This is a genomic window from Dermacoccus sp. MPR-E5, assembly GCF_058809565.1.
The window spans coordinates 114,265-127,274 of the sequence record NZ_JBXASS010000007.1 but is presented as its reverse complement, the minus strand read 5'-3'; the positions used below and the strand labels follow the sequence as shown (position 1 = coordinate 127,274).

11 protein-coding genes are annotated in these 13,010 nt (G+C 67.5%); 4 read left to right on the top strand and 7 right to left on the bottom strand.

Annotated elements, in window-relative coordinates:
* Window position 1: 1 nt before the first annotated feature.
* The 3 genes from AC1RS9_RS07300 to AC1RS9_RS07290 all read right to left on the bottom strand — a co-directional run bounded on the left by AC1RS9_RS07300 (window position 2) and on the right by AC1RS9_RS07290 (window position 4,039).
* Window positions 2–946, bottom strand: a complete 945-nt coding sequence (locus AC1RS9_RS07300) for a sugar ABC transporter permease (protein ID WP_006946432.1) — start codon at window positions 944–946, stop codon at window positions 2–4.
* Window positions 946–2,523, bottom strand: a complete 1,578-nt coding sequence (locus tag AC1RS9_RS07295; protein WP_131942082.1) for an ABC transporter permease subunit — start codon at window positions 2,521–2,523, stop codon at window positions 946–948. The genes AC1RS9_RS07300 and AC1RS9_RS07295 overlap by 1 nt, the downstream gene beginning before the upstream one ends.
* 178 nt (window positions 2,524–2,701) lie before the next feature.
* A complete protein-coding gene (locus AC1RS9_RS07290; RefSeq protein ID WP_040014906.1) occupies window positions 2,702–4,039 on the bottom strand; it encodes a sugar ABC transporter substrate-binding protein in 1,338 nt (445 codons plus the stop codon).
* 328 nt (window positions 4,040–4,367) lie between these two features.
* On the opposite strand from AC1RS9_RS07290, the gene AC1RS9_RS07285 reads away from it, so the two are divergent.
* From AC1RS9_RS07285 to AC1RS9_RS07270, 4 genes are all read left to right on the top strand, one after another.
* Window positions 4,368–5,438 (top strand): ABC transporter ATP-binding protein, encoded by a 1,071-nt coding sequence (locus AC1RS9_RS07285; RefSeq protein WP_006946417.1) that lies wholly within the window; start codon window positions 4,368–4,370, stop codon window positions 5,436–5,438.
* Between the two features lie 120 nt (window positions 5,439–5,558).
* A complete protein-coding gene (locus AC1RS9_RS07280; protein WP_242600195.1) occupies window positions 5,559–6,836 on the top strand; it encodes a DUF4032 domain-containing protein in 1,278 nt (425 codons plus the stop codon).
* Window positions 6,837–6,887: 51 nt separating this feature from the next.
* Window positions 6,888–7,685: an RDD family protein gene (locus AC1RS9_RS07275; protein WP_136788822.1), complete on the top strand. Its 798-nt coding sequence runs from the start codon at window positions 6,888–6,890 to the stop codon at window positions 7,683–7,685.
* Between the two features lie 41 nt (window positions 7,686–7,726).
* Complete coding sequence (locus AC1RS9_RS07270; RefSeq protein ID WP_115297019.1) at window positions 7,727–8,428, top strand: RDD family protein; 702 nt, start codon at window positions 7,727–7,729, stop codon at window positions 8,426–8,428.
* 97 nt (window positions 8,429–8,525) lie between these two features.
* Here the strand turns inward: AC1RS9_RS07270 and AC1RS9_RS07265 are convergent, their stop codons facing one another.
* The 4 genes from AC1RS9_RS07265 to AC1RS9_RS07250 form a co-directional block, all read right to left on the bottom strand.
* Window positions 8,526–9,071: a DUF4282 domain-containing protein gene (locus AC1RS9_RS07265; protein ID WP_170957279.1), complete on the bottom strand. Its 546-nt coding sequence runs from the start codon at window positions 9,069–9,071 to the stop codon at window positions 8,526–8,528.
* A gap of 61 nt (window positions 9,072–9,132) precedes the next feature.
* Window positions 9,133–10,107 carry a 23S rRNA (guanosine(2251)-2'-O)-methyltransferase RlmB gene (rlmB, locus tag AC1RS9_RS07260; RefSeq protein WP_006946440.1) on the bottom strand — a complete coding sequence of 325 codons (975 nt, stop codon included), beginning with the start codon at window positions 10,105–10,107 and terminating at the stop codon, window positions 9,133–9,135.
* A complete protein-coding gene (gene cysS, locus AC1RS9_RS07255; protein ID WP_038569313.1) occupies window positions 10,107–11,558 on the bottom strand; it encodes a cysteine--tRNA ligase in 1,452 nt (483 codons plus the stop codon). The genes rlmB and cysS overlap by 1 nt, the downstream gene beginning before the upstream one ends.
* An 86-nt stretch (window positions 11,559–11,644) precedes the next feature.
* Window positions 11,645–13,009, bottom strand: a complete 1,365-nt coding sequence (locus AC1RS9_RS07250; RefSeq protein WP_074040787.1) for a L,D-transpeptidase — start codon at window positions 13,007–13,009, stop codon at window positions 11,645–11,647.
* Between the last annotated feature and the right edge of the window lies 1 nt (window position 13,010).

Sequence of the window (13,010 nt, the reverse complement as noted above, 5' to 3'; positions counted from 1 at the left end):
TTCACTTCACCGAGCCGGTGGTGAGACCACCGATGAGCTGCTTCTGGAAGGCCAGGTACAGCGCCATGATCGGGATCGAGCTGAGCAGCGCACCAGCCGAGAACTGGCCGAACAGGGCGTTGCGGTCGTTGCCGACCGTCATGCCGTAGAGGCCGACGCCGAGGGTCTGCTTGTCGACGTCGGTGAGGAAGATGCTCGCGAGCATGAACTCGCCGAACAGGCTGACGAACGACACCATGAACACCGTGACGAGGATCGGGCGCACGAGCGGCAGCGTCAGGCTGAAGAACACGCGGGCATGCGAGGCGCCGTCGACGAACGCGGCCTCGTCGAGTTCCTTCGGAACGGTGTCGAAGTAACCCTTGAGAAGCCACACGTTCGATCCCATCGCGCCGCCCAGATAGACGAGGATGAGCCCCCACGTGGTGTTGAGGCCGAACGCGGGCATCACCTCACCGATCTTCGAGAAGGTGATGTAGAGGCCGACGAACGCGAGCAGCGCCGGAAACATCTGCAGCAGCAGCAGCGCGAGCAGCATCGCCCGGCGGCCTCGGAAGCGCAGGCGCGAGAACGCGAACGCGGAGCACGCGCCGATGAAGACGCTGAACACCGAACCGACGAGCGCGATGAGCAGCGCGTTCTTGTACCAGGTGACGAACGGTCGCGCCTCGTTGCTGAACAGGTCGGAGAAGTTGTTGAGCGAGAAGCTCGTCGGCAGCAGCGTCGAAGAACTCAGCGTCCCCGCCTTGTTGAGTGCCGCCGAGAGCAGGAACAGGATCGGGAACAGCGCGAAGGCGAGCGCGCACAGCGCGAGCAGGTGGCGCCACCACACGCCGCCACCGAGGCGCGGCGCACGAGCATGCGTGCCACCGGGAGCAGCTTCGGGCACGCCGGTCACGGCTCCCGGTTCGGGCAGGCCGGCCGCAGGGGTGTTCATGGCAGACATCAGTTGACCTCCTCGAGGGCCTTGCTGCGCAGGAAGCCGGGGAAGCTCAGGAGCGCGACGATGATGAAGATGACGACGGCGACCGCGGATGCGAGACCGAAGTTCGGGTTCGTCCCGTCGATCGCGAGACGGTACGCGTAGGTGATGAGCAGGTCGGTCGAACCGATCTGGGCGCTGTCGCCGACGAACGGCCCGCCCTTGGTCAGCAGGTAGATGAGGCCGAAGTTGTTGAAGTTGAACGCGAACGACGCGATGAGCAGGGGGCCCACCGCGACGAGCAGCAGCGGCATCGTGATGGAGCGCAGCGTCCGGATCGGGCCGGCACCGTCGATGCGTGCGGCCTCCATGACGTCACCCGGGATCGACTGCAGCGCGCCTGTGCACACGACGAACATGTAGGGGAAGCCCAGCCACAGGTTGGTCAGCAGGATGGCGGCGCGCGCGGCCCACGGGTCGCCGAACCAGTCGATGTCGAGGCCGGTCAGGTTGTTGATGAGGCCGTAGTCCTGGTTGAACATCGACGCCCACACGAGCGCGGAGACGAACACGGGCACGGCGTACGGCAGGATGAGCAGGCTGCGGTAGATGGCGCGGCCCTTGATGCGCGGGTCGTTGAGCAGCAGCGCGAGCAGCATGCCGAGCACGAAGGTCGACAGCACCGACAGGATGGCGAACGCCATGTTCCACGCGAAGATGCCGAAGAACCCCTTGCGAATCGTGTCGTTCGTCACGAGGTCGGTGTAGTTCTTGAACCCGACGCCCTGCTTCCACCCGACCGGCAGCGGGCTCGCGGAGCCGGACTGCGGCACCCAGCGTGCATCCTTCTCGACATATACCGTGCCCGTGGCGGAGTCGGTGAGGGTGTTCTTCGCCTTGTCCCACTTCAGCGTCGGCGCGCCCTCGAACGCCTGCGAGACGCCACTGGCCTTGATGCCGTGGCCGTCACTCGTCGGCACCGCGAAGTTGGCGAGGTCCTTGCGCTTGTTCGCCTCGCCGAGCTTGAGGACGCGATAGCCCTCGGCCGACTTGAGGTGGCCGATGCCCATCTCCGTCTTGCCCGTGAGCGGCTGCAACCCCTTGGCGTCACCGACGAAGTGCTTGCCCTTCTCGTCGGTCAGCAGGAAGTGCAACGGCGCGGACGTCACATCCTGGCCGTCCTTGACGGCGATCGACAGCCCGTACGTCGGCGACCCCGCGACCTGCTGGACGGAGTAGGCGATGTCCTGCTTCGTCGCCTCCTCCTTGGAGACGAGGTGGCCCTGGCCGTAGTTCGTGAACGACGTCGCGGCCGTGTACACGATGGGCCACACCTGCAGCCCGAGCAGCAGGATCAGGCCCGGGAACAGATACTTCGCGGGCACGTTGCGGCGCGTGCCGTACACGACGAGCACGGCCATCGCGACGAACGCGACACCGACGACGGCGAGGCCGTACCCCTTGTCGGCCAGCTGCGTCGCGAGATAGATGCAGAGGATGACGGCGGCCGCGACGAGCGCCCACTTGAGGATCGGCGCCCACACGGGGCTCTTGGCTGGCGGCAGACCCGACGTCTGCTCGGGGGCGGCGAGGGTCGCCATGTCCTTCTCCATCGCTCGGGGAATTCGTTCACCGGTGCTCACCGCACCAGCCTGGGGCGTGAGGCGCCTCGCGGGCGCCGTCAGGCCTGTCGTGATGGGCGTCGTCGTCGACGCTCGACGCGCCGTGAGCCGGCGACCGACGTGGTCACCGGCTCACGGGTGCGACGTGGGTGGATCGTCAGCTGCCGGCCTTGATGGCGGCCTCGATCTCCTTCTGCGCCGCATTGAAGCGGGCGTCGGGGGCTGCCTTGCCGGAGATGACGTCGGCCATCGCCTGACCCATCGGGCCCCAGACGGCATTCATCGCGGGGATGTTCGGCATGAGCTTCGCGCCCTTGCCGGCCTCGGCCCACTTCGCGACGTCGGGGTTGGACTTGATGACCTCGTCGTACGCCGCCGTCAGTGCCGGCGGACGCTTGCCGACCTCGAACAGCGCCTTCTGCGCGGCGGCGGTGGTGAGGAAGGACGCGGTGAACGTCTGAGCGACGGTCGCATTCTTCGCCTTCGAGCTGACGTAGAACATCTGCACGCCGAGGAACGGCGTCATCTTTCCGCCACCGGCGACGGTGGGCAGCGAGGAGACCTCGTACTTGATGCCGGCCTTGTCGAACGTCGGCAGCGACCACGGGCCGGTGACGATGTACGGCGCCTTCTTGTCGGCGAACAGGGCATCAGCGTTGGTCTTGTCGACGTTGGTCGACAGCACCTTCTTCTTGCCGAGCTCGGCGAGCAGGTTGGCGCCCTTGAGGCTCTCGGGCGAGTTGACGAGCAGCTTGCTCGCGTCGTAGTCGCCGTTGGCCTTCGTGCCGAAGATGCCGCCGCCGAAGCCGGTGAGGAACGGGATGCCGTGGTAGGCGTCGCCCTGCTTGCCCATCTCGAGGGAGAGGACGTTCGTCGCCTTCTTCTCGTCGACGACCTTCTGACCGGTGGAGACGAGCTCGTCGATCGTCTTCGGCGCGTCCTTGACCATGTCGGTGTTGCGCACGAGCGCCATGTTCTCGACGGCGTAGGGCACGCCGTAGGACTGGTTGTTGTACTTCGTCGCGGCGATGGCCTCCTTGTTGAAGCCGGAAGCGACGTTGGCGGGGATCTGCACGGGCGCGACGGAGCCGTTGGAGACGAGCTCACCCATCCAGTCGTGAGCGCCGACGATGACGTCCGGGGCCTGGCCCGCCTTGAAGGCCGTGCCGTAGTTGCCGCGCACGTCCGTCGAGACCTGGACGGAAACCTTGACGTCGTTCTCGTCCGCGAACTGCTTCGCGAGCTTGGAGACGACGGGGGCCGCGGTGCCGTCAGCCCAGATGACGAGGTCGGCGTTGGCGTCACGCTTCGGGTCCTTGGCGTTGACGTCACTGCCGGCGGCAGCACTGCCCGACGCCTTCGCGTCGCCGGACTTCGACGAAGCCGCAGAGGTGTCGCTCTTCGACGAGTCGGACGAGGACGAGCCGCCGCCGCACGCGGAGACGGAGAGGGCGAGGACGCCCGCGAATGCGACAGCCACACTGCGCTTGGTCATGAGTGCTCCGATTGTTCAGGGCCACACCTCGAGTGTGGCCTGCTTCACAGCATGCAGCGTGTACTCAGGGTCTGCAAAGTTTTTCACGGTCACGATTTGATCAAGGAGCGTTGATCGGGTGATAGGCAGGGCCGAGCGAGCATGCAGATCGACCCACCTACCCCTCGAGACGGGGTGCTCAGATGAGCGCTACTGAAACAAATGTGCAGAAGGGCTGGTCAAGAGCCACTCCCATCAGGCATGCTGTGTGCGGCGTCACATCCGTGCGCCGCCCGTTCACAACGGATCGTCCGGCACGTTCCTGCCGGTGAGCGCTAAGGAAAACCCCATGGCAACCGTCACGTACGACAACGTCACCCTCACCTACCCCGGGGCCGATCGTCCCAGCGTCAGCGACCTCAACATCGAGATCGCCGACGGCGAGTTCCTCGTCCTCGTCGGCCCGTCGGGCTGCGGCAAGTCGACCTCGCTGCGCATGCTCGCCGGCCTGGAAGAGGTGACGAGCGGCCGCATCCTCATCGACGGACGCGACGTCACGGCGCTGTCGCCGAAGGATCGCGACGTCGCGATGGTGTTCCAGAACTACGCGCTCTACCCGCACATGAGCGTCGCTGACAACATGGGCTTCGCGCTCAAGATCGCCGGCGTCGACAAGGGCGAGATCCGCAAGCGCGTCGAGGAGGCCGCGCAGATCCTCGACCTCACGCAGTACCTCGAGCGCAAGCCGAAGGACCTGTCGGGTGGCCAGCGTCAGCGCGTCGCGATGGGTCGCGCAATCGTGCGTCAGCCGCAGGTGTTCCTCATGGACGAGCCACTGTCGAACCTCGACGCCAAGCTGCGCGTGCAGACGCGCACGCAGATCGCCGACCTGCAGCGTCGCCTCGGCGTGACGACCGTCTACGTCACCCACGATCAGGTCGAGGCCATGACGATGGGTGACCGCGTCGCCGTCCTCAAGGACGGTCTGCTGCAGCAGTGCGACACGCCGCGCAACATGTACGACCACCCGAAGAACGTCTTCGTCGCGGGCTTCATCGGCAGCCCCGCGATGAACCTGTTCGAGGTGCCGGTCAAGGACAACAAGGTGCTGCTCGGTACCGCGTCGATTCCGCTGCCCGCGGACGCCCGCCCCGGTTCGAACCGTGTCACGCTCGGCATCCGCCCGGAGGACCTCGCGCCGTCCGACGCGGGTCTCGAGGTCGACGTCGTCATGGTCGAGGAGCTCGGCGCCGACGCGTACGTCTACGGCAAGACGACCGTTGAGGGCGAGGACCAGCAGGTCATGGCCCGCGTCGACGGCCGCCGCCCCCCGATGAAGGGCGACACGCTGTACTTCGCGCCGAAGACCGATCACATCCACCTCTTCGACGTCGAGACCGGCGAGCGCATCAACGACTGAACGCGCACCCGCGAGGGGCTGACATGACGATCGAGCGGACGATGGCGAGCGGCCATCGTCCGCTCGACGTATCGACGGGTGGCCGACGCACCGTTTCGGGTGAAACACACCGTCACGCGGATGCAGGCAGCCGCCCCCGCGCGGTGGGAGGATGACGAGGTGGCACTCGACATCAAGGCAGCACGCCCCTACCCCGCGCTGTTCGCACTGCCGTGGAGCGTGCCCCTCGAGCAGTGGCCAGAGGATCAACTCGCGGCACTGCCGCGCGGCATCTCGCGTCACATCGTCCGCTTCGCGAAGGTCGACGGCCGCATCCTCGCCGTCAAGGAGATCAAGGCCGACATCGCGCTGCGCGAGTACGCGATGCTCAAGCAGCTGCGGCGCCTGCACCTGCCGTGCGTCGAGGCGATCGCCGTCGTCACCGGACGCACCGACGTGCACGGCGAACCGCTCGACGCGTGCCTGCTGACGCGGCACCTGCAGTTCTCGCTGCCGTACCGCGCGATGATCAGCCAGACGCTGCGCCCGGACGCGGCGACCCGCCTCATCGACGCCCTCGCGGTCCTGCTCGTCAAGGTGCACCTCGTCGGTTTCTGGTGGGGTGATGTGTCACTGTCGAACGCCCTGTTCCGTCGTGACGCGGGCGAGTTCGCCGCCTACCTCGTCGACGCGGAGACCGGTGAGCTGCGCGAGAAGCTGTCGAAGGGCCAGCGCGAGCACGACCTCGACATCGCGCAGGTCAACATCGCCGGGGAGCTGATGGATCTGCAGGCCGGCGGCATGGTGCCCGACGACATGGACCCCATCGAGGTGAGCAACACGATCGTCGAGCGCTATCACGAGCTGTGGGAGGCACTCACGCAGGCCGAGCGTTTCGACGCCTCGGACGCGTGGCGCGTCGAACAGCGCATCCGCTCGCTGAACGACCTCGGATTCGACGTCGGCGAGCTCGACATCACGACCGACATCGACGGCACGACGATGTCGATCAAGCCCCAGATCGTCGAGGCCGGCTACCACACGCGCCGCCTGCGTCACCTCACCGGTCTCGAGGTCGGCGAGAACCAGGCGCGACGACTGCTCAACGACCTCGTCAGCTTCACGGCGAGCAAGAACCGCCAGAGCGACGACGAACGCGCCGTCGCGCATGACTGGCTCGCGACGATCTACGAACCGATCACCCGCACGGTACCGCCGCAGTTGCGTCAGAAGCTCGAACCAGCCGAGATGTTCCACGAGGTGCTCGAGCACCGCTGGTACATGTCGGAGCGTCTGCAGCGTGGCGTGACGATCGAGGAAGCCGTCGCCGACTACGTCGAGAACATCCTGCCGACGAAACCGGACGAGCAGAACGTCATCGCCCCCGACGCAACGCCCCTGCAGATGACCGCGCGCTGAGCGCGGCGCCCCGGTAACCTCGTGTGCGAAGGAGCACAGGAGGGAATCATCATGAGCAACAACACGAATGGATACGGCAGCCAGCCGTACGGTCAGAATCCGCACGACCCCGCCGCGCAGCCGGGCCAGTACGGCGGCGCGCCGCAGGGCCAGCCTGCTTACGGACAGCCGAGCCATGACCAGCAGGGTTACGGCCAGCAGGAATACCAGGAACAGAGCTACGGCCAGCCTGCCCAGCAGTACGGTGACGCGCAGTACGGCGCGCAGGGCCATCAGTACGGCGGCGGCTACGGCCGGCCGGACGCCTACGGCGCACCGGGCTACGCCCAGCAGTACGGTCAGGGCGCGCCGAACATGCCGATCCTCGCGAGCTGGGGTTCGCGTGTCGGTGCGGCGTTGCTGGACTGGTTCATCACGATCCTGCCGACCATCATCTGCGTCGGCATCGCGCTCGGCACCGGAGATTTCCTCAAGGACGGCTGGGACGCGCCGGGCGCCGACCCCACCGATCCCTTCACGGACCGGGCCTGGGCGTTCATGGGCGCGGGCACGCTGCTCGGTCTGCTGTTCCGTCTCTGGAACGAGGGATACCTGCAGGGCAAGCGAGGCCAGAGCATTGGCAAGAAGGTGCTCAAGATCGGCGTCATCAACGAGCGGACCGGCCAGTACCTGGGTGTCGGCCGTGGTCTCGGCCGCCTCGCCGTCGACATCCTGATCTCGCTGCCGTCGCAGCTGATCCCGCTGCTGTTCTTCATCCCCCTGCTCAACTACCTGTGGCCGCTGTGGGACGACAAGAACCAGACGTGGCACGACAAGGCCGTCCACTCGCTCGTCGTCCGCACGGCCTGAGCGGCCCACCCGCCAACGACGCCTGACGAGAAGGAACGGACATGAGCAACGGATACGACCCCTACGTTCCGCCGCCCGAGCACGGTGGCGCCCAGGGGTACGGCAGCGGCGCGCAGTCGCAGCCGGGCCCCCAGTACCAGCAGTACCAGGGCCAGCCGTACCAACCGCAGGGCTACCAGGGTGCGCCGCAGCCCGGCCAGCCGTACCAGAACCAGCCATATCAGGGGCAGCAGTACGGTGCGCCCGCTCGACGGGCGGGGTCCGCGCCCTACGGTTCATGGGGGTCGCGCGTGGGCGCCTACCTCATCGACAGCCTGCTGTCGGCCGTCCCGATGATCGTCATCTCCGGTCTCGGATTGTGGCTGGCGTTCAAGGACAGCTACTCGGTGGAAGACATCAACGGCAACTCGACGCTGCACAACGTCTCCGGCGGCGGTGTCGCGTTGGCGCTGCTCGGTCCGCTCGTCGCGTTGCTGTTCAACCTCTGGAACCGCGCCATCCGTCAGGGCAGGACTGGCCAGAGCCTCGGCAAGAAGATGCTGCACCTCAAGGTCGTCGACGAGCGCACGGGTCAGCCGACGGGCGCCGGTGTCGGCTTCGGGCGTTACCTGCTCGAAGCCGTCGCCGGCGGTATCAGCGGCGGACTCCTGCTCATCGTCGACCTGCTGTGGCCGCTGTGGGATGACACCAAGCAGACGCTGCACGACAAGATTGTCCACACGATCGTGGTGCGCGGCGACTGACGCCCGCCCACCGCGAGCGAGCCTCGAGCTCGCCCGACGTGAAACGGCCCGGTTCCCCTCTCCGAGGGAACCGGGCCGTTTCGCGTCAGGGAACGCGTCAGCGCAGACGCTGGTGGATGTCCTCGCTCATGCGAACGATCGCGACGTAGAACTCGAGCGTCATCCGGATGAAGACGAGGTACAGCAAGATGAGGACGGGGCCGATGATGAGAGCGAGCAAACCCGACGCCGCGTTGTCCGCGAAGCCGCCGATCACCATGAAGACCCACAACAGCCCCAGAGCGCCGACGGAGATGGCGTAGGCGAACTTGACGATCTTCGGCGTGATGAACGTCGAGAACGAGAAATCGAACAGCGCCTTGAAGAACCCGGCGCCCGACAAGGACTGATCAGCGGGCACCTGCTGCCCGTACGCCTGGGCGCCGGCCGTGGGGTTGGCCTGCGTCTGGTCGTAGGACGTGTGGGCGCCGTACTGGTTCGACTGGCTCTGGTGCGGCTGACCGTACTGCCCGTACTGCCCCTGGTCACCGGTCTGGTCGTACTGGTGCGGCTGACCGTAGTGACCGGGGTTCTGGCCGTCGCCGGGCTGGTATCCGTCGTAGGAGTCGTGGTTCGACATCGTGAAGGTCTCCCTCTCGTTCATCATGGTGCCTGGACGTACCACGATACGGGGCTGGGAGCCTCCCGCATCCGACCTCCGGGGCTCAGCGCGTCGAGCCCAGCCCGCGGTTGACGGCCACCTGATACAGCGTCACGGACGTCGCGATGCCGGCGTTGAGCGACTCGACCGCGGAGCTCATCGGCACAGAGACGATCTGGTCGCACGTCTCGCTGACGAGACGCGACAGGCCCTTGCCCTCGGAGCCGACGACGACGACGAGCGGCCGGTCGGCGAGCTCGAGGCCGGGCAGGTCAACGTCACCGTCCATGTCGAGGCCGATGACGAAGAAGCCCGCCTTCTTGAACTCCTTGAGCGCGGCCGTCAGGTTGCTCGCCTGCGCGACGGGGATGCGTGCCGCGGCGCCCGCCGATGTCTTCCACGCCGACGCGGTCATGCCCGCGCTGCGACGCTGCGGGATGACGACGCCGTGGCCGCCGAACGCCGCCGTCGAACGCACGATGGCGCCGAGGTTGCGGGGATCGGTGATGCCGTCGAGCGCGACGACGAGCGGCGTGCCGGGCAGTTCGGGGTCGATGAGGTCGCTCGGATGCGCGTACTCGTACGGCGGCACCTGCAGCGCGAGGCCCTGGTGCACCGCGCCGTCCGTGAGCCGATCAAGTTCACCGCGCGGCGTCTCGAGCATCGCGACGCCCTGCTCCTGCGCGATCTTGAGCGTCTCGCGCACGCGGTCATCGGAGTCGATGCGGCTCGCGACGTACAGCGTCGCGGCAGGCACGCCGACACGCAACGCCTCGAGCACCGAGTTGCGCCCGGCGATGATCTCGCTCGACGTCCGGTCGCGGCGCGCACCGCTCGAACGTCGCGCGTTGGGCGCGTTCTTGGCGGCGCCGGAGCGCTGCGCCGACTTGTACGCCTTGTGGTTCGGGCGCTCCTCCGCGCGCGGCGTCGGGCCCTTGCCCTCGAGCCCGCGTCGGCGCTGACCGCCGCTGCCGGTCGTCGCGCCCTTCTTCGACGCTCCCTTGCGGATCGCACCGCGGCGCGATGAGTTGCCTGGCATCAGTCGTTGTCCTTTCGACCCGTACGCGCCACGCTCCAGCGGGCGCCGTCGGGGGTGTCTTCGACCACGACGCCGGCGTCGGCCAGCTGGTCGCGGATGATGTCTGCTGTCGCGAAGTCCTTCGCCGCACGTGCGGTCTTGCGTTGCTCGACGAGAGCGTCGACGAGCGCGCCGAGCGCACGCTTCGTCTCGTCACCGCCGGCCGATCCGTTGCCCGACCACTTCGGGTCGAGCGGGTTGACGCCGAGGACGTCGGTCATCGCGGCGACCTGCAGCGCGAGCTCTTCGACGCGCCGCACATCGGCCTCGTCGATGGCGGTGTTGCCCTCGCGGATGGCGTCGAAGCACGCTGCGAGCGCGCCGGAGACGTTGAGGTCGTCGTCCATCGTCGCGACGAACGCCTCGGGCAGTTCGACGTCGGCGAGGTCGGCGCTCGTCAGGACGGCGTCCTCGCCGAGGGCGCGACGCAGGAAGCCCTCGATGCGCTCGACGGCGGCATTCGCTTCCGCCAGCGAATCGGACGTGTACTCGATCGTCGAACGGTAGTGCACCGAGCCGAGGTAGTAGCGCAGCACGAGCGGACGCACCGTCTTCGTCAGCTCCGTGACGGACAGCGTGTTGCCGAGCGATTTGCTCATCTTCTCGCCGCTCAGCGTCACCCAGCCGTTGTGCATCCAGTAGCGCGCGAAACCGAGACCTGCGGCGCGTGACTGCGCCTGCTCGTTCTCGTGGTGCGGGAAGCGCAGGTCGATGCCGCCGCCGTGGATGTCGAACGTGTCACCGAGCCAACGACGCGCCATCGCGGAGCACTCGAGGTGCCAGCCGGGGCGCCCCTCACCCCACGGCGTCGGCCAGTTCGCGGACGCCGGCTCGTCGGCCTTGCGGCCCTTCCACAGCGCGAAGTCGCGGGGGTCGCGCTTCGCACGCGGGTCGGCGTCAGCGGCGTCTTCCATGTCGTCGAGCTTCTGCCGCGTCAGCGCGCCGTACTCGTCGAAGCTCTTGACGTCGAAGTAGACGTCGCCCGAACCGTCGGCTGCCGGGTAGGCATGGCCGCGTTCGATGAGCAGTTCCATGAGTTCGACCATGTCGGTGACGTGCCCTGTCGCGCGCGGCTCGTACGTCGGTCGCTGAACGCCGAGGATGTCGAGCGCGTCGCTCGTCTCACGTTCGTGAAGGTAGCTCCACGCGAACCAGGGCTCCCCCGCCTCCGCGGACTTGCGCAGGATCTTGTCGTCGATGTCGGTGACGTTGCGCACGAGCGTGACGTCGTAGCCGTGACCGCGCGTCAGCCAGTTGCGCAGCACGTCGAACGCGACGGCGAAGCGCAGGTGACCGATGTGCGGCGAACCCTGCGTCGTCAGCCCACAGATGTAGATGCCGACCTTGCCGGGCTCAACTGGTTCGAAGTCGCGCAGTTCGCGCGTGGCGGTGTCGAAGATCTGCAGGCTCACGCCGCACAGTCTATCGGCGACGCGCAGCCCTGACGCCCCGCCCGAGCGCCTGCCCACCATCGAGCGGCGCAGCGTCGATCAGTGGCTCAGGAGATCCACTGCTGCCAGGTGAGGTTCCAGTCGCCCTCGCCGTTCGTCACGGAGACGGGGTTGTTCGTGCCCTTGGAGACGAACAGGTTGCCGGGCAGCACCTTGTCGTAGAACCACTTCGCGTCGGCGGCCGACAGGTGGAAGCATCCGTGCGATGTGTCCGCCTTGCCGATGAGGTCGTCCCAGGGTGCGGCGTGCAGGTAGGTGCCCGATTCGGAGACCTGAACGGCGTTGTTGATCTGCTCGTCGTAGTAGTTCGCCTCGCCGGGCGTGCAGGAGATGCCGACGCTGCACGACGTCATGCGTACCGTCCGCTCCTTGCCCGTCACGACCATCTTGCCGGTGAGGCTCTCGAAGCCCTTCTTGCCACCACCCGACTTCATGACGCGGGTGACCTTGCCACCCTCGCTGACGGTGACCTCGTGCGTCGCGGGGTCGTACACCGCCTCGAGGTCGGAGGTGACGTCGAAGCCGACGTCACCGAGCGTGCCCGCGCCCCAGGTCTGGCCGATCGGCATGCCCTGGATCGAGCCGGTGACGGTGACGCTGTCGCCGACCGGCCACTTGTTCTTCGGGCGGTAGTCGAGGCGCGTCGGGCTGACCCAACGCCACGCGCCCTCCACGTTCGCCGTGTCCTTCACGGTGAACCGCTTGGCGACCTCGGCGCGCTGCGCCTGCGGCACGGCCTGGCTGAACGTCAGCACGACCGGCTGAGCGTTGCCGACGTTCGAGCGCTTGAACGGCGTGACGGCGTAGAGGCCGGTCGTGCTCGCACCGTTTGCGGCGGCGAGGAGGGTCCGCGAGTTCGTCGCGCTCTGCCCGTCCGAGGTCTCGGCCGTGGCCGTTACGGTGTACGAGCCGCTCTTGGTCAACAGGCCGGCCGGCGTCCAGGTGCCCGCGCTCGCGTCGTAGTTGCCCTCGACGCTCTTGCCCGCCGCGTCGGTGACGGTGACGTCCGTGACCTGTGCCGGGCTCGAATCGGCGCCCTTCGCACTCACCGTCACCGGCTGCGACAACCCCAGGGGCGAGCCCTGGGCGACGTTCGAGGCGATGGTGATGGTCGCCGCAGGCGCGGCACTCGACGAACTCGTCGACGACCCGGGCGATTCAGCGCCCGAGTGCGTTCCCGACGCCGAACCCCCAGCGCCCGACGACACGTTCGCCGCGGGCGCCGAGTGATTCGCGTCCGAGGAGCATCCGGCGCCGACGGCCCCCAGCGTGATGACGCCGACCAGGATCGCCCCGGTGTGCACGAGGCGACGATCGGGGCGGGTGTGGGCGAGGGGCAGGCTCGATGGGCGACGCATCCTCCCAGTCTGCGCCACGTCCGTCGAACCACCGCGCAGGAACACGCGGGTCACC